Here is a 15,654-nt window from a genome sequence, read left to right as displayed (position 1 = left end):
GTCAGCGCCGTCGCGCGAGGCGCTGCTTGGCCTCCGGCGCCGCGCCCAGGCGGTCGAGCCCGAGCAGGCCCGCCCCGACCACCGGCGCCACCTCGGTGAGCCGGACGGTCACCTTCGGCGCGGCCTCGGCGCACCTGCGCTGGATGCCGGGCACGAGGCCGCGCCCGGCGCCCGCGAGCACACCTCCGCCGAGGACGACGACCGCGGGCTCGTCGACCATCCCGAGCCGCCGCAACGCGACCGTGGCGAGCAGCCCGATCTCGTCGGCCTGCCGCTCGACGAGGTCGCGGGCGACCTCGTCGCCGGCCTCGGCGACGGCGAACAGCAGCGGGCACAGGGCGTGCAGCGCGTCGCCGGAGAGCTCGCCGAAGTGCAGCGCCTCGACGACCTCGGCGATGTCGCGCGTCCCGAAGTGCTCGACGACCGCCGGGAGCAGCGCGGTGCGCGGGCCGCGGCCGTCCTCGGCCCGCACCGCCCACCACAGCGCCTCCCGCGCGAGGAAGGCGCCGCCGCCCCAGTCGCCGGAGATCCGGCCCACCGCGGGGAAGCGGGAGACCCGCCCGTCCGGTGCCACGCCGACGCAGTTGATGCCCGCCCCGCACACGACCGCGACGCCGACCCCGTCGAGGGTTCCGGCGCGCAGCAGGGCGAAGGTGTCGTTCTCGACCACGACCGACTCCGACCAGCCGCGCGCGGCGACCGCCTCGCGCAGCTCCTCTTCCTCGCGTGGGAGGTCGGCCCCGGCCAGGCAGGCGGCGGTGTGGGTGGCGAACGGCGGCCCGGTCGGCAGCCCGGCCGCGGCCGCGGCGCCGGTGGCCATCCCGGCCAGCGCGTCCAGGCACGCGGTGATGCCGACCCGCTGGTGCGAGACGCCCGGGCCGCGGACCTCCGCGAGCACGGTGCCGTCGGCGTCCACGAGCAGCACGTCGGTCTTGCTGTTGCCGCCGTCGATGGCGAGCACCGCGGCCCTCATCCGGCCCACGGCAGGTGGACGGCGTTGAGCCGGACCAGCTCGTCGGCGAGGTCCTCGGCCAGGTGGTGGCGGCCGATCAGCGGGTGCGCCAGCAGCGCGGCGGCCACCCGGTCCCGGCCGCCCCTGGTCGCCGCCTCCAGCGCCAGGTGCTCGTAGGCGGTGACGTGGGAGATCAGCCCGGCCAGCGCGGGTTCGACCGGGCGCACGGCCCCTGGCCGGGCTCCGCCGGCGCCGACCTCGGCGTTGGTCTCGATGACCGCGTCGTCGGGCAGGAACGCGAAGGTGCCGTCGTTGCGCACGTTCACCACGTGCTCCTCCACTCCCCCGCCCGAGGTGAGCGCCGAGACCAGCCGTACGGCCGCCTCCGAGTAGTGGGCGCCGCCGCGCAGCATCAGCTCGTCGGGTTTGGCGGTCAGCGACGGGTCGGAGTAGCGCTTGAGCAGGTTCCGCTCGACGTCGCTGACGACCGACGCGCGTGGTGGCGACGACCGCTGCCGCGCCACCACCTCGTCGTGGGTGTAGAAGTACTTCAGGTAGTAGGAGGGCACCGCTCCGAGCCGGCGCAGCAGCGCGGCGGGCAGCTCGACGTGCTTGGCGAGTTCATCGGCTCGCTGCTCGATGAGCCGCGGCAGCACGTCCTGGCCTTCCACCCGCACCCCGCGCACCCACGTCAGGTGGTTGAGCCCGACGTGTTGGAGCCGGACCGACTCCTGGTCGACGTCGAGCAGCCGGGCGAGCCAGCGCTGGAAGGTGATGGCCACGTTGCAAAGGCCGACCGCGGAGTGGCCCTCGAGTTGCAGCGCCCTGGTGACGATGCCGACCGGGTTGGTGAAGTTCACGATCCACGCTTCGGGCGCCACCTCGCGAACCCGCTCGGCGATGTCGAGGACCACCGGTACGGTGCGCAGCGCCTTGGCCAGCCCTCCCGCGCCGGTGGTCTCCTGCCCCACGCACCCGTGCTGCAGCGGGAAGGTCTCGTCGCGGTAGCGGGCCGCCTGGCCGCCGACGCGCAGTTGCAGCAGCACCGCGGACGCGCCGTCGGCGCCGCGCTCGAGGTCCGCGGTCGTGGTCAGCTTCGCCGGGCTGCCCGCGTGCGCCAGCAGTCTGCGGCAGAAGCCGCCGACGACAGCAAGGCGCTGCTCGTCGGGGTCCACGAGCACGATCTCGTCGATCCCGGACCGCTCGCCGATCCCGTCGACCAGTTCCGGGGTGTAGGTGGAGCCGCCACCCACGACCGTCAGCCTCATGCCGTTCCTAGCCCTTCACACCGGTGAACGTGATGCCTCGGACGAATGCGCGTTGTGCCACCAGGAACAGCACGACGACCGGCAGCATCACCAGCACGGTGGCCGCCATCGTGAGGTTCCACTCGACGTGGTGCATGCCGCGGAACGACGCCAGCCCCACCGAGAGCGGCCAGCGGCTCTCGTCCTCGCCGGTGTAGAGCAGGGGGCCGAAGAAGTCGTTCCACGTGTAGAGGAAGCAGAACATCGCCGCCGCCGCGATGCCCGGCCGCGCCATCGGCACCACGACGCGCAGCATCGCGCCGAGCTCGCCGCAACCGTCCACCTTGGCCGCGTCCACGTAGGACTGGGGGATGGTGAGGAAGAACTGGCGCAGCAGGAAGATGCTGAAGGCGTCGCCGAACAGGTGCGGGATGATCAGCGGCCACAGCGAGCCGGTGAGGTCGAAGCGGGCCCACAGGATGTAGAGCGGGACGGCGGTGACCTGCGGCGGCAGCATCATCGCGGCGATCACGAGCAGGAACGCCGCGTTCCTGCCGCGCCAGCGCAGCTTCGACAGCGCGTAGGCGACCGGGACGCTGGAGACCAGCATGAACGCGGTCGCCAGCCCGGAGTAGAGCAGGCTGTTGCCGAGGTAGGAGAGCATCGGCGCCCGGACGAAGACCTCGGCGAAGTTCTCCCAGTGCCAGTCCCGCGGCCACAGCTCGGCGGTCAGCGCCTGCTCGTCGGACATGAACGCGGTCAGCAGCACGAACACCAGCGGCAGCAGGAACATCGCGCCGAGGGCGAGCCCGAGGCTGTGCACCGCGATCCAGTGCAGGGTCCGGTGGTGCCGGTTCACACCGCCTCCCGGACGCCGATGCGCATCCGCCGGATCAGCCAGACGGTGAAACCGAGGGAGAACGCGAAGAGCAGCACCGCCATCGCCGAGGCGTAACCCATGTTGTAGTAGTGGAATCCCTGCTGGTAGAGCCATGCCGGGAAGGTCAGCGTCGAGTTGTCGGGGAAGCCGAGGACCTTGCTGCTGCCGACCACCTCGGCCTGCCCGGAGGCCACCGCGCCGGCGACGACGGCCTGAGTGAAGTACTGCAACGAGAAGATGATCGAGTTCACCACCCCGAACAGCAGCACCGGCGCGATCGAGGGGATGGTGATGTTCCGGAACCGCCGCCACGCGCCCGCTCCGTCCAGCGCCGCCGCCTCGTGCAGCTCGGCGGGTACGTCCAGCAGCGCGGCCAGCAGGATGATCATCAGCTCGCCGCAGCCCCAGAGCGTCAGCAGGGTCAGCGCGGGCTTGGCCCAGGCCGGGTCGTTGAACCACAGCGGCCCGTCGACGCCCAGCGCTCGCAGGAAGCCGTTCACCGGGCCGGTGCCGGGGTTGAACAGGAAGACGAACGCCAGCGTCGCCGCGACCGGCGGGGCGAGCGCGGGCAGGTAGCACAGCGTGCGGACCAGCCCGACGCCTCTGCGCAGCCGCGCGATCACCGACGCGACGCCGAGCGCGAAGACGACCCGCAGCACGGTCAGCACGACCACGAGCCAGGCGGTGTTGGCGGCGGCGATGCGCACGACCGGGTCTCCGGCGAACAGGTACGCGTAGTTGCGCAGCCCGACCCACGCCGGCTCGCCGAGCAGGTCGTAGCTGGTGAAGGAGAAGTACCCGGTGGCCAGCAGCGGATAGGCGAAGAAGGCGGTGAACCCGACGCCCCATGGCGCCATGAACGCCAGCACGCGCAGCCTCCTGGCGACCGGCGAGCGCCCGCGTCCCGGCGCAGCCATCTCAGCGCCCGCCGAGCGACTTGGCGGCGTCGATCTGGGCGTCGAGCTCGCGCAGCGCGGAGCCGAGGTCGGCGACCTGCCCGCTCTGCCACTTGACCCCGAAGTCCTCGGTGGCCTTCATGTAGGCGCTGCCGTTGGGGCTGGCCGGCGAGGGCACCAGCGCGGGCGACTCGAACATGTCCAGGAACGTCTGGTACTGCGGGGAGCGCTCCAGCCGGGGGTCGTGCAACGCCGCCCTGGTGGTGGGCACGTTGTTCAGGCCGTCGGCCAGCTCCACCAGCGCACCGGTGTCGGTGGTCAGGTACTTCACCAGCTCCCACGCGGCTCCGGCCTCGTCCGCGCCGCGCGGCACGCCGACGATGGTGCCGGTCGTCAGGCCGGTCCCGTAGAGCTCGGGCCGGGAGTCGGAGACGGGGAACGGGGCCGTGCCGTAGTTCAGGCCGGGCGCCTGGTGCTCGATGAACCCGGTGCGGTACTCGCCGTCGACGGCCATCGCGATCCGGCCGCGCTGGAAGGCGTTGTCGGCCGAGTACTGCTGACCGAGGCCGGCGGTGAACTGCACGAGCCGGTCCCAGCCGTAGAAGTCCACGAGCTCCTTCTGCCAGCGGAACATCTCCTGCCAGGCCGGGTCGCTGCCGAGGGTGGACCGGCCCTGCTCGTCCGTCCAGCGCGCGCCCCACTGCGGCGCCCAGTTCCACGGGTGGTTGGCCTGCGAGCCCAGCACAGGCAGGAACCCGGCGACCTTGATGGAACCGTCCGGGTTCCACTCGGTGAGCCGCTTGGCCAGCTCGGTCAGCTCCGAGGTGGTGCGCGGCGGGGCCGTCACCCCGGCCCGGGCGAACGCGTCGGCGTTGTAGTACAGCCCGTAGACGTCGGCCAGCAGCGGCATCGCGCAGCGCTTGCCCTGGTACTGGGTGTAGTCCCGCACCGCCTGCGGGATCTGCTCGAGGTCGACGCGGTCGCGCGCGAGGTACGGGCCGAGGTCCTGCCACGCGCCGCTGGAGCAGAACTGGCCGAGGTTGACCGTCTCGGCCGAGATCGCGACGTCGGGCGGGTTGCCGCCGCGGATGGCCTGGGTGATCTTGTCGTCGTCCTGGTTGCCGCGGCTCTCGATCGTGACGCCCGGGTGCTTGGCGCGGAAGCCGTCCAGGACGCGGTTCAGGATGTCCAGCTCCCGGTCGGTGAACTGGCTGGCGACGGTGATCGTCACCTGCTCACCCGGCGCCGGAGCCGGTTGCGGGGCCTGGGAGGTGGTTCCCGCGGTGCAGGAGGCGGCGAGCAGGGCGACCGCGGCCAGGCCGGCACCGATCGTTGCGGACGTGCGCATGTGCTCCTCCTGGAACTCACTCGGCCGAGGCCGGCAACACTCCCGCGGCCGTGGTGGACAGTCCGAAGACCCGCTCGCGGGCCAACCCGATCGCCGCCCTCAGCGCGCCGGCGCGCACCGGGTTTCCGCTGATCCGCGCGGTTTCCACGGGTGTTCGCGGGACGACCAGCTCATGCAGCTGAGCCGCCACGAGCTCGGCCAGCGCGGTCCCTCCGGCCTGGGCGATGCCGGCCGACAGCAGCACGAGTTCGGGGTCCAGGACGCTGACCACGCCGGCCAGGCCGGTGGCGACGCGGCGCGCGTAGTCGGTCAGGAACTCCCGCGCGCCGGGGTCCGAGGCGGCCTTGCGGATCGCGTCCTCGCCGTCGGCGGCTTCCAGTCCGTGCGCGCGGGCGAGCGCCATGATCGCGCCGGGCTCGACGAGCTTGCCGAACCGGCCGCCCCGGCGGTCGGAGCCGGTGTCGCGCCCAGCGCGGTCGGGCACGTGCATCCAGTCGATCTCGCCCGCGCCGCCGGTCGCGCCGCGCAGCAGCGCGCGGTTGACCACCACCGCCGAGCCGACGCCGTCGCCCAGCCACACCAGCACGAAGTCGCGGACGTCGCGGGCGCGTCCCTCGTCCATCTCGACCAGGGCGACCAGGTTGACGTCGTTCTCGACGGTCACCTCGGTGCCGAGCAGCTCGCCCAGCCGCCCGGGCACGTCGAAGCCCTCCCACCCGGGCAGGTGCGGGGCGAAGCCGAGGTGCCCGGTGGCCGGGTCCACCGCACCCTGCGCGCCGACGACCACGTGGGCCAGCTCGTCGGTGCGCAACCCGACCTTCGCGGCGGCCGCGGTGAGCGCGTCGCCGAAGGCCGACAGCACCGCGTCGGTGTCGCCGGAGGGCATCGGCGAGCGGTGCTCGACACGGGAGTCGCCGGTGATGTCGGAGATCACCACGTCCACGTCGTTCGGGGTGACGCTGACGCCCGCGACGTGCGCGAGCGCGCCGTTGACGTACCAGGTCTGGGCCCGCGGTCCCCGGTTGCCGCCGCGCAGCTCGCCTCGGCGGACGACGCCGTCGCCCTCCAGCCGGTTGAGCAGGGTCGCCGTGGCGGGCTTGGACAGGCCGATGACGTCCTCGAGCTCGGCCCGGGTCAGCGGTCCCTCGCGCAGCAGCGCCTCGATCGCCGCGCGGTCGTTGATCTCCCGCAGCAGCCGTGGACTGCCGTCACGGCCCGTCCTCGCACCACGCTCGACGACCACCCGGCTCCCCTATCCGTAAAGTTCCCAGACGGTTTCGGGGACGGTAGTGACGCGGCGGAACCGAAGTCAACGGTGTGGAGGCGGATACACGCCGGACGGCCCACGCAACTGGGCCGCCCGGCGGCGCGGGAGCTGCTGCGAGCGGACACCGGGACGCCTCGCCGGCGGGAGCGGCGCGGCGTCCCGGATCAGGTCCAGTGCGAGATGTCGTTGACCAGCCGGACCGAGGCCAGACCGTCGGGGTAGAACTCCACGATGGACAGCGACGCCAGGTCCAGGTGCAGGCGGTAGAACATCGACGGCCCCACGTCCAGCCCCAGGCGCAGCAGCGCCTTGATCGGCGTCACGTGGCTGACCACGACCACCGTCTGACCCGCGTAGCTCTCGATCAGCTCGTCGCGGGTGTCGGCCACCCGCCGAAAGACGGCGTCCAGGCTCTCGCCGTTGGGCGGGCGCACGCTCGGGTCGCCCAGCCATTCGCGGTGCAGCTCGGGGTACTGCTCGGCGGCCTCGGCGAAGGTCAGGCCCTCCCAGTCGCCGAAGTCGGTCTCCAGCAGGCCGTCGTGGAACAGCAGCTCGCCGCCGGTGGCGTCGACGACCGCCTGCGCGGTCTGGCGGGTCCTGGACAGCGGCGAGGCGATCACCGGGGCCGCTCCCGCGTCGGTGACCACGCCGTCCATCCCGGCCAGCCTGCGCCCGGCGGCCCTCGCCTGGCGTTCCCCGAAGTCGGTCAGCACGACGTCGCCGCGCCCGGAGTAGCGGCGGTCCACCGACATCGCGGTCTGGCCGTGGCGCAGCAGCAGGAACCTGGTGGGCGCGCCGGTCGCGCCGAGCCAGCCCGCGGGCCGCACCCGCGCGGCGGCCGGCTCGCGGCGGATCCCGGCCTGCTCGTCCATCGCCTCGTTGGCCAGCCGGTCCGCGTGCGCGTTGCGGGCGCGCGGCACCCATTCCAGGTCGACCTCGCCGAAGCCCGCGAGCAGCGCCCGGGCCTTCTCGGCGAGCGGCTGGAGGTTGGCGTGCTTGACCTTCCACCGGCCGGCCATCTGCTCGATGACCAGCTTGGAGTCCATCCGGACCTCGATGGCTTCGGCGCCCAGCTCGACCGCGGCCGAGAGCCCCTCGATCAGGCCCCGGTACTCGGCTGCGTTGTTGGTGGCGGTGCCGAGCCCCACCGATCGCTCCGCGAGCACCTCGCCGCTGGTCGCGTCGCGCACCACCGCACCGCAACCAGCCGGACCGGGGTTGCCGCGCGAGCCCCCGTCGGCCTCGATGACGACCCGCAGGCTCACCGAGCGGTCTCCTTGGTGCGCACCAGGATCGCGCCGCACTCCTCGCAGCGCACCACGTCGTCGGCGTCGGCGTCGCGGACCTCGGCCAGCGCCGAGCGGTCGAGCTCGATGCGGCACGCGCCGCAGCGGGTGCCCTGCAGCAGCCCGGCCCCGACGCCCTTCTGCGCGCGGATGCGGTCGTAGAGGACGACCAGGTTCTCCGGCAGGCCCTTGACCATCAGCTCGCGCTCGGCGGTCCGCCTGGCCTCGGCGGTGTCGAGGTCCACCAGCGCCTCGTCCCGCCTGCGCTGGGCGTCGGCGAGCTTCTCCTCGGAGGCCGAGACCTCCTCGCGCGCCCGCGCGACGTCGGTCTCCAGCGCCTCGCGCCGCTCCATGACCTCCAGCAGCTCGTCCTCGAGGATGCCCTGCCTGCGCGCCAGCGTCTGCAGCTCGTGCTGGAGGTCCTCGAGCTGCTTGGAGCTGCCGCCCGCCTCCATCAGCTTGCGGTCCCGGTCCTCGCGGGCCCGCACCTGCTCGATCTCGCCCTCCAGCCGCTTGGCGTCGCGGTCGATGTCGCCGAACGCGGTCTGCGCGGCGACCAGGGAGTCGCGCTTGGCCTGGGCGTCGCGTTCGGCCGTGCCGATCTCCTCGAGCTCGGGCAGCGTGCGCCTGCGGTGGTTCACGCGGTTGAGCTCGGCGTCGCACTCGGCGAGATCGAGCAGCCGTCGCTGGACGGCGGGGTCGGCTTTCACGCCAGCGTCCTCCCTGGGTCGGACACCGCACCAGCGACGTGGGCGGTCCACGGATCGGTGCGGCGAGTCGAGACAAGAACCTCGACAGTATCGGGTAGCGCGGTGGCGACGATGTCGGCCGCCTGCTGGCACCACGGCCACTCGCTCGCCCAGTGCGCGACGTCGACGAGCGCGGGCACCCGCGCTCCCGGCACGTCGCCGCGGGCGATGTGCTCGCCCGCCGGGTGGTGGCGCAGGTCGGCGGTCACGTAGGCGTCCACCCCGGCGGCGGTGGCCGTCTCGAGGCGGGAGTCGCCCGCGCCGCCGCAGACCGCGACCGTGCGGACCGGGCGCTGCGGGTCGCCCGCCCCGCGCACGCCCCACGCCGTGGTCGGCAGCCCGGCTGCGACCCGCTGAACGAAGCGCTCGAACGGCTCGGGCTCGGGCAGCACGCCGATGCGGCCCAGGCCGGTCCTGGCCCCTTCGGAGTGCGGGTCGAGCGGGCCGGTGACGGTCAGCCCGATCGCGGCGGCCAGCGCGTCGGAGACGCCGAGCTCGGCGCTGTCGGCGTTGGTGTGCGCGCAGTACAGGCCGATGCCCGCGCGGATCATCCGGTGCACCAGCCTGCCCTTGGGGTCGTCGGCCGGGACGCCGTGCACGCCGCGCAGCAGCAGCGGGTGGTGCGAGATCAGCAGCTGCGCGCCGAAGTCGGCGGCCTCGTCCACGGTGGCCTCGACGGGGTCGACGCAGAACAGCACGCGCTGGACGATCGCCTGCGGATCGCCGCAGACCAGCCCGACCGCGTCCCAGCTCTCGGCGAGCTCCGGCGGGTAGGCCGCCTCCATCGCCGCGACGACATCCTGAACACGCACCGTCATCCGGTCGCTCCCCTGTCCCTATCCAGCAGTGCCGACGATCTCGCGGAACGCCTCGACGAGCTCGTCGTTGTGCCGCGGGCCGCGCACCGCGACCCGCATGTGGTCCGGGCCCAGGCCCGGGAACGTGTCGCCGCGCCGGACGGCGATGCCCCGCTCCCGCAGCACCGCGCGCACCTTCTCACCGTTGTCCACTTCGAGCAGGAGGAAGGACGCGCGGGCCGGCTGGACGACGCGGACGCCGGGGATCGCGGCCAGGCCGGCGACCAGTTCCGCGCGGTCGCGGTCGAAATCCCGCGCCGCGCGCTCGGACTCGGCGATCGCGTCCGGTTCCAGGCAGGCCCGGACGGCTTCCAGCACCAAGGTACCCAGAGGCCAATGTGGACGGTTCTGGCCGAGCCGGGCCAGCAGCGCCGGTTCGCCGAGGGCGTAGCCGGCGCGCAGTCCCGGCAGCCCCCACATCTTGGTCAGGCTGCGGATGACCAGCAGGCCCGGTTCGGCGCTGCCGGCCAGCGACTCGGGCTCGCCGGGCACGGTGTCGGCGAACGCCTCGTCGACGACAACCACCCGGCCCGGCCGCCGCAGCGCGCGGATGCTCTCCGCCGGGTGCAGCACCGAGGTCGGGTTGGTCGGGTTGCCGAGCACTACGAGGTCGGCCTCCTCGGGCACCGCCTCCGGGCGCAGCCGGTAGCCGTCCTCGGCGTCGAGCACGACGCGGGTCACCTCGACTCCCGCGGTCCGCAGCGCGAGCTCGGGCTCGGTGAAGGACGGGTGCACCAGGGCGGCCAGGCGCGGGCGCAGCGCCGCCAGCAACGAGAAGCCCTCGGCTGCACCGGCCAGCAGGAGCACCTCGTCGCGGTCGCGGCCGTGCCGGGCGGCGACGGCCTCGCGCGCGCTGCGGTCGTCCTCGGCGGACGGGTAGCCGCCGAGCCGGTCCAGCGCCGCGGCCAGCCGGTCGCGCAGCCAGCGCGGGGGCCGGTCCAGGCGCACGTTCACGGCGAAGTCGAGCAGGCCGGGCGCGGCGTCGATGTCACCGTGGTGGCGCAGCAGCTCCTGGTCGTTCCCGCTCGTCATCCCGGGCAGTCTAACTACGCGGTGCGGCCGCGCTCGCGCCCCGTTGATCTCCTCGAAGCACGACCAGCCGGGCGTCGGCCGGTTCCCAGGCGACCGGCCGCACCTGGGAGTACTGCTTCGGGGGCGGCACGCGCGAGACGACCCGCTCGAAGAGCAGGGTCTGCACGACGCAGAGCAGCAGGCCGATCACGCACAGGACTGTGCCGGTGAGGGCCGTCCCGCGGTTGTCGGCCCGGCCCTTGGCCACCCGGAGCAGGCCGAGCACGCCGAAGACCAGGCCCACGAGCACCAGCGGCCAGGCGATGACGCCCACGAACGGGATGAAGGCGAACACCAGCCCGACGGTGCCGAGCACGGCCGAGGTGATGCCGAACCCGTTGCGCGGCACGCTCGGTTCGGCCGCTGCGGAACCGGGTGGAGCGTCCATGGTGGCCTCCCTGTCCGGGCGCTCGTCGCGCGACGTCTGCCCGGGCGCGGGCGCGCCGTCCCGGGCCGATGGCGCGAGCGTGCCCCCGCCCGGCGAGTTCCGCAGCGCCAGACGTGTGGGCACGAGCCCGCTGGGTTCGCGGCCGATGGATTCACGGCCTTCGGCCGGCGATCGGAGTCCGGGCGTGGCGTGAGGCACGGCAGTCCGAGCCCGCGGGCGGCCGTGCACCCGCGCCACGTACCGTCGGCGGGTCAGCCACTTCAGGGAGTAGGACCCTTGCACCTCTCTTTCATCTGCACCGGGAACATCTGCCGTTCGCCGATGGCGGCGCTGGTCTTCCGGGAGCACCTGCGCCGCGCCGGGCTCGACGACCGGGTGACGGTGACCAGCGCGGGCACCGGTCCGTGGCACGTCGGCGAGCCCGCCGACCCGCGCACCGCGAAGGTGCTGGCCGACCACGGCTACCCGGCCGAGCACGTCGCCGCGCAGATCGACGACCGGCACCTGGAGGCCGATCTGCTGCTCGCGATGGACGCCGGGCACCTGCGGGTGGTGCGGGACGCGCTGGGCGATCAGGAGCGGGTGCGTCTGCTGCGCTCGTTCGACCCGGCATCCGACGACCTCGCCGAGGTGCCGGACCCCTACTACGGCGGCGACCGCGGCTTCGAGGACGTGCTGGCGATGATCGAGGCGGCGATGCCCGGTCTGCTGGAATGGGTGCGCGAACGCCTCTGACGACGGCCGGTCCGACGACGGGGAGCGAGATGGTTTCGACCGAACAGGCCCGCGAGGCCGTGTCGCGGATCACCGGGCACGGCATCGAGCGGGTGCGCCAACTCGGCGGCGGCGACGCTTCGGCGGCCTTCGCCGTGCACCTCGACGACGGAAGCGCGGTCTTCGCCAAGACCGCGGAGGAGAGCTCGATCGCCGCCGAGGCCGCGTCGCTGGCGTGGCTGGCCGAGGCAGGCGCGGTGCCGGTGCCCGCCGTGCACGGCCACGACGGCCGCTGGCTGGTCACCGACCACATCGCCGCGGACGGGCCCGGGCCCCGGGCAGCCGAGGACCTCGGCCGGGGCCTGGCCGCCCTGCACGCGGCGGGCGCTCCCGCGCACGGCGCACCGCCTCCCGGCGGTCCCGCCGACGCCTGGATCGGCCTGGCGCCGATGCGCAACGAACCGTGCGCTGACTGGCCGAGCTTCTACGTCACCCACCGCGTCGAGCCTTACGTGCGGATGGCGCGCGACGCCGGCACGCTCTGCGCTCGCGATGCCGAGGTCGTCTCGCGAGCGTGCGACCGGATCGGCGGACTCGGCGGCGCCGACGAGGCCCCGTCCCGCCTGCACGGCGACCTCTGGAGCGGCAACGTGCACTGGGCCGGGCAGGCGTGGCTGATCGACCCGGCCGCGCACGGCGGGCACCGCGAGACCGACCTGGCGATGCTGCACCTGTTCGGCTGCCCCGGCCTGGACCGCGTGGTGGCGGCCTACCAGGAGGTCAGCCCGCTGGCGCCCGGCTGGCGCGACCGCATCGGCGCGCACCAGCTCTTCCCGCTGCTGGTGCACGCGGTGCTGTTCGGCGGCGGCTACGCCGCGCAGGCCGTCGCCGCAGCCCAGCGGGTGTAGGCGCGGCGGGGGCGGGCCGCGAGCCGCCGTGCGGGCCGCTTACCGTAGAGGTGTGCGCCTGAAGTTTCTGCTACGCCCGGGTTGGATCGGACTGATCGGCCTGGTCGTGGTGTTCGCCACGCTCTGCTTCACGCTGCTGGCGCCGTGGCAGTTCAGCCGCAACGACCAGGCTCAGGCGCGCAACAACGCCATCGCCGAGTCCTTCCACGCCCCGCCGAAGCCGATCGGCGAGGTGCTCGCGCCAGGGCAGGCGCCCGACGTGCGCACCGAGTGGGCCCGGGTGACCGTCACCGGCCGCTACCTGCCCGAGGGCGAAACCCTGGCGTGGCAGCGCACGGTGCTCGGCGAGCCCGCGTTCGAGGTGCTGACCCCGTTCCGGCTCGCCGACGGCACGACGCTGCTGGTCGACCGCGGCTTCGTCCGTCCCGTCGACGGCACCCGCGCCCCCGACTACGCGCCGGCCCCGGCGGGCGAGGTCACGCTGACCGCCCGCGTCCGCTCCGACGAGCGCGACAGCGAGAACCGGCCCGCGTTCTCCCACGACGACCACCGCTGGGTCTACGCGGTGAACTCGGCGACGGTCGGCGCGAGCACCGGCCTGGACCTGCGGCCGGGGTACTTCGCGCTGGTCGAGGGCCAGCCCGGGGGGCTCAGCCCGCTTCCGCTGCCGCGCCTGGAGTCGGGTCCGTACTTCTCGTACGCGCTGCAGTGGATCGCCTTCGGCGTGATGGCGATCCTGGCGATCGGCTACCTGATCTACTCCGAGCTGCGTCCGCAGCAGGGCACCGAGGGCGGCGCCAAGCGCAAGCTCTCGGTCGCCGAGGCGATCGCCGAGGAGGAGCGCCGCGAGCGCGAGGAAGCCGCGGCCCGCGAGGAGGCCGCGGCCGGGCGAACCGACGAGGAGCCCGGCACCGCGCGCGAGGAGGAGACCCCCGCACGCGGGAACGCCTAGGACCCCCGTTCACCCCTCACGCCGACGGGCCGCCGACGAGGCGCGCGATGACGCGCCTCAGCTCGGCGCTCTCGACCTCCGCGTCGAATCCCGGGTCGCCGGCCATCAGGTAGGCGGCGTCGACCAGTTTCTGGATCCACCGCGCGAGCCGGTCCGCGGGCAACGCGAGCCGGTAGCCGCCGTCATCGGCCATGCGCCGGAGTAGCCCGGTGAGGACCTCGTGGGTTCGTTCGGTGTCGGTGGTCAGGATCTCGGCGAACTCCGGGTCGCGGTTGGCCTGCAACACCGCCGTGGCCGCGAGCCCAGGCGTGAGCGGGTTGGCCAGCTCGGCGAGCAGGTGGCCGACGAGCAGGTCGAAGCCCTGTTCCGCGTCGGCGCGCAGGACCCGCGGATGCACTTCGGCGTTGCGGGCCAGGTCGTCGCGGAACAGCGCGTGGACGATGTCGCGCTTGGTCGGGAAGTAGTGGAACAGGGTGCCCGAGCCGATGCCCGCGCGGCGGCAGATGCCCGCGGTCGACGTGCCGTCGACGCCGTTGACGGCGAACTCCTCTGCCGCGGCCTGCAGGATCTTCGCCCGCTTGCGGGCGTGCTGCTCGGGATTGACGGTGCGCATCACCGCGAGCATAGATCGCACCAAAACTAGAGTGACCACTCTGCTAATGTGGCGTGGTGTAGCCGCCTGCCACTCGGCGTGGCCGTGGAGCGGCTTCGCCGACCGAGAGGGGGCGGTCGCGGTGACCGGCAAGCAGATCGACGCGGTCCAGGGGGTCGTGGGACTGATCGGCGTCACGATCGGATTGATCCCGCTGGCGCGGTGGGCCTTCACGGGCGAGCACGGCGGACTTTTCGAGTGGTCGCTCGGCAAATGCACGGAGCTGATGGGACTGCTGGTGCCGCTGGCGACCGTCCTCGTGGGCGTCGGCATGATCGCGGCGCTGGAGGGCGTCAAACGCCGCAAGCGCGCGGGCGACCGGGTGGAATGACTACGCAGCGCTCAGCCGAAAGAAGCTGCGCGCCTTGGCACGGCGAGCCACAGCCCGAGCGGCGCCCGCGGCGCAACAGCCGCGGTCGCGGTCAGCGCCGGCGGTCGCGGCGCAGGCCGAACACCAGCGCCGACCCGGCGGCCAGCACGCCGCTGACCACACCGATCACCCGGGACAGCTCGACGCTGCGGGTGACGTCCCCGGCGTCGGCCGTGCGGCCCTCGCCCAGCACCGGGCGCTGCTCGACGACGTGGCCGTAGACGGTCCGCCCGCCCAGCCTGATCTGCAACGCACCGGCGAAGGCGGCCTCGATCTGGCCCGCGTTCGGGCTCGGGTGCGCCGAGGCGTCGCGGCGCCAGGTGCGCCAGGCGCCCGTCGCGGACCCGCCGACGACCGGTGCGCACGCCGAGGTCAGCACCGCCGCCAGCCGCGAGGGCAGCAGGTTCAGCGCGTCGTCGAGCCGGGCCGAGGCCCAGCCGAAGTTCGCGTGGCGCGGCGAGCGGTGGCCGACCATCGCGTCGAGGGTGTTGGCCGCGCGGTAGCCGATCAGCCCGGGCACACCGGCGATGGCGCCCCACACCAGCGGTGCGACCACGGCGTCGGAGGTGTTCTCGGCGACGGACTCGACGGTCGCCCGGGCCAGGCCCTGGCCGTCGAGGTTGGCCGACTCGCGCCCGCAGAGGTTGCCGAGCCTGCGGCGGGCCGCGTCGATCTCGCCCGCGTCAAGGACCCGGGCCATCGCGGTGCCTTCGTCGGCCAGCGACGCGCCGCCCAGCACCGCCCAGGTCGCCACGCCGGTCAGCACGGCCTCCAGGACGGGGCTGCGGCGCGAGACCCGGTGCGCCAGCACGCCGAGCCCGGCGGTGCCGCCGACCAGCAGTCCGGTGTAGACGATGCCCGCGGCCTTGCGGTCCTGGTGCAGCAGCCGCTCCGCGGCGCCGGCGACCCGGCCGAACGCCGCGACGGGGTGGCCGCGGCGGGGGTCTCCGATCGCCGCGTCGGCAGCCAGCCCGAGCAACAGCCCCACCGCACGTCCTGCGCCCACGCTCTGCCCCTCCTGGCGAACCGGTCCGGCCCCAAACGTGAAGAACGCTACCGTTGGGATGTTTCCGCACGGTCACCGCCCGCCACGTGACCGGATGTGTCGGCAGCACCG

At 73.8% G+C, this 15,654-nt stretch carries 17 protein-coding genes; 4 read left to right on the top strand and 13 right to left on the bottom strand.

Annotated features, from left to right (window positions below; genetic code table 11):
• Window position 1: 1 nt before the first annotated feature.
• The 11 genes from SACE_RS07810 to SACE_RS07760 form a co-directional block, all read right to left on the bottom strand.
• Window positions 2–973 (bottom strand): N-acetylglucosamine kinase, encoded by a 972-nt coding sequence (locus SACE_RS07810; protein WP_029621800.1) that lies wholly within the window; start codon window positions 971–973, stop codon window positions 2–4.
• On the bottom strand, window positions 970–2,220 hold the full coding sequence (locus SACE_RS07805; RefSeq protein WP_009948139.1) for a 6-phospho-beta-glucosidase: 1,251 nt from the start codon (window positions 2,218–2,220) through the stop codon (window positions 970–972). Before SACE_RS07805 ends, SACE_RS07810 begins: the two co-directional genes overlap by 4 nt.
• A gap of 7 nt (window positions 2,221–2,227) precedes the next feature.
• A complete protein-coding gene (locus SACE_RS07800; protein ID WP_009948140.1) occupies window positions 2,228–3,058 on the bottom strand; it encodes a carbohydrate ABC transporter permease in 831 nt (276 codons plus the stop codon).
• Window positions 3,055–3,996: a carbohydrate ABC transporter permease gene (locus tag SACE_RS07795; RefSeq protein ID WP_231849945.1), complete on the bottom strand. Its 942-nt coding sequence runs from the start codon at window positions 3,994–3,996 to the stop codon at window positions 3,055–3,057. Before SACE_RS07795 ends, SACE_RS07800 begins: the two co-directional genes overlap by 4 nt.
• A gap of 1 nt (window position 3,997) precedes the next feature.
• A complete protein-coding gene (locus SACE_RS07790) occupies window positions 3,998–5,323 on the bottom strand; it encodes an extracellular solute-binding protein (protein ID WP_009948143.1) in 1,326 nt (441 codons plus the stop codon).
• A 16-nt stretch (window positions 5,324–5,339) separates the two neighbouring features.
• Window positions 5,340–6,566 (bottom strand): ROK family transcriptional regulator, encoded by a 1,227-nt coding sequence (locus SACE_RS07785; protein ID WP_009948144.1) that lies wholly within the window; start codon window positions 6,564–6,566, stop codon window positions 5,340–5,342.
• Window positions 6,567–6,754: 188 nt separating this feature from the next.
• Window positions 6,755–7,855, bottom strand: coding sequence for a bifunctional RNase H/acid phosphatase (locus SACE_RS07780; RefSeq protein WP_009948145.1), 1,101 nt, complete (start codon window positions 7,853–7,855; stop codon window positions 6,755–6,757).
• A complete protein-coding gene (locus tag SACE_RS07775) occupies window positions 7,852–8,586 on the bottom strand; it encodes a zinc ribbon domain-containing protein (RefSeq protein WP_009948147.1) in 735 nt (244 codons plus the stop codon). The genes SACE_RS07780 and SACE_RS07775 overlap by 4 nt, the downstream gene beginning before the upstream one ends.
• The gene (locus SACE_RS07770; protein WP_011873404.1) at window positions 8,583–9,443 is read right to left on the bottom strand and encodes a Nif3-like dinuclear metal center hexameric protein; all 861 of its coding nucleotides are present in this window, start codon (window positions 9,441–9,443) and stop codon (window positions 8,583–8,585) included. Before SACE_RS07770 ends, SACE_RS07775 begins: the two co-directional genes overlap by 4 nt.
• Window positions 9,444–9,461: 18 nt before the next feature.
• Window positions 9,462–10,514 (bottom strand): Rv2231c family histidinol phosphate aminotransferase CobC, encoded by a 1,053-nt coding sequence (gene cobC / locus SACE_RS07765; RefSeq protein WP_009948150.1) that lies wholly within the window; start codon window positions 10,512–10,514, stop codon window positions 9,462–9,464.
• 10 nt (window positions 10,515–10,524) lie between these two features.
• Window positions 10,525–10,941 (bottom strand): DUF4190 domain-containing protein, encoded by a 417-nt coding sequence (locus tag SACE_RS07760; protein WP_009948151.1) that lies wholly within the window; start codon window positions 10,939–10,941, stop codon window positions 10,525–10,527.
• A gap of 276 nt (window positions 10,942–11,217) precedes the next feature.
• On the opposite strand from SACE_RS07760, the gene SACE_RS07755 reads away from it, so the two are divergent.
• The 3 genes from SACE_RS07755 to SACE_RS07745 are packed head-to-tail and all read left to right on the top strand — an operon-like array spanning window position 11,218 to window position 13,515.
• Window positions 11,218–11,676, top strand: coding sequence for a low molecular weight protein-tyrosine-phosphatase (locus SACE_RS07755; protein WP_011873403.1), 459 nt, complete (start codon window positions 11,218–11,220; stop codon window positions 11,674–11,676).
• A gap of 29 nt (window positions 11,677–11,705) precedes the next feature.
• Window positions 11,706–12,563 (top strand): fructosamine kinase family protein, encoded by an 858-nt coding sequence (locus SACE_RS07750; RefSeq protein ID WP_009948153.1) that lies wholly within the window; start codon window positions 11,706–11,708, stop codon window positions 12,561–12,563.
• Between the two features lie 52 nt (window positions 12,564–12,615).
• Window positions 12,616–13,515 (top strand): SURF1 family cytochrome oxidase biogenesis protein, encoded by a 900-nt coding sequence (locus SACE_RS07745; protein WP_009948154.1) that lies wholly within the window; start codon window positions 12,616–12,618, stop codon window positions 13,513–13,515.
• Window positions 13,516–13,531: 16 nt separating this feature from the next.
• Here SACE_RS07745 and SACE_RS07740 read toward each other — a convergent pair whose 3' ends face one another.
• Window positions 13,532–14,128, bottom strand: a complete 597-nt coding sequence (locus SACE_RS07740) for a TetR/AcrR family transcriptional regulator (RefSeq protein WP_231849944.1) — start codon at window positions 14,126–14,128, stop codon at window positions 13,532–13,534.
• A 31-nt stretch (window positions 14,129–14,159) separates the two neighbouring features.
• On the opposite strand from SACE_RS07740, the gene SACE_RS07735 reads away from it, so the two are divergent.
• Window positions 14,160–14,498, top strand: coding sequence for a hypothetical protein (locus tag SACE_RS07735; RefSeq protein ID WP_143538091.1), 339 nt, complete (start codon window positions 14,160–14,162; stop codon window positions 14,496–14,498).
• A 91-nt stretch (window positions 14,499–14,589) separates the two neighbouring features.
• On the opposite strand, the gene SACE_RS07730 is transcribed toward SACE_RS07735, so the two are convergent.
• Entirely contained in the window at window positions 14,590–15,543 is a 954-nt protein-coding gene (locus tag SACE_RS07730) for a cobalamin biosynthesis protein (RefSeq protein WP_011873401.1), read from the bottom strand.
• Between the last annotated feature and the right edge of the window lie 111 nt (window positions 15,544–15,654).

Source organism: Saccharopolyspora erythraea NRRL 2338, from assembly GCF_000062885.1.
GTDB lineage: Bacteria > Actinomycetota > Actinomycetes > Mycobacteriales > Pseudonocardiaceae > Saccharopolyspora_D > Saccharopolyspora_D erythraea.
The sequence above is the reverse complement of the archived record's forward strand: the minus strand, read 5'-3'. Positions and strand labels throughout refer to the sequence as shown.

What these genes read in the sequence shown, in the direction of transcription:
- SACE_RS07810 (WP_029621800.1), bottom strand. Translation starts at nt 973, where the DNA reads ATGAGGGCCGCGGTGCTCGCCATCGACGGCGGCAACAGCAAGACCGAC.
- SACE_RS07805 (WP_009948139.1), bottom strand. Translation starts at nt 2,220, where the DNA reads ATGAGGCTGACGGTCGTGGGTGGCGGCTCCACCTACACCCCGGAACTG.
- SACE_RS07795 (WP_231849945.1), bottom strand. Translation starts at nt 3,996, where the DNA reads ATGGCTGCGCCGGGACGCGGGCGCTCGCCGGTCGCCAGGAGGCTGCGC.
- SACE_RS07790 (WP_009948143.1), bottom strand. Translation starts at nt 5,323, where the DNA reads ATGCGCACGTCCGCAACGATCGGTGCCGGCCTGGCCGCGGTCGCCCTG.
- SACE_RS07770 (WP_011873404.1), bottom strand. Translation starts at nt 9,443, where the DNA reads ATGACGGTGCGTGTTCAGGATGTCGTCGCGGCGATGGAGGCGGCCTAC.
- cobC (WP_009948150.1), bottom strand. Translation starts at nt 10,514, where the DNA reads ATGACGAGCGGGAACGACCAGGAGCTGCTGCGCCACCACGGTGACATC.
- SACE_RS07760 (WP_009948151.1), bottom strand. Translation starts at nt 10,941, where the DNA reads ATGGACGCTCCACCCGGTTCCGCAGCGGCCGAACCGAGCGTGCCGCGC.
- SACE_RS07750 (WP_009948153.1), top strand. Translation starts at nt 11,706, where the DNA reads ATGGTTTCGACCGAACAGGCCCGCGAGGCCGTGTCGCGGATCACCGGG.
- SACE_RS07740 (WP_231849944.1), bottom strand. Translation starts at nt 14,128, where the DNA reads ATGCGCACCGTCAATCCCGAGCAGCACGCCCGCAAGCGGGCGAAGATC.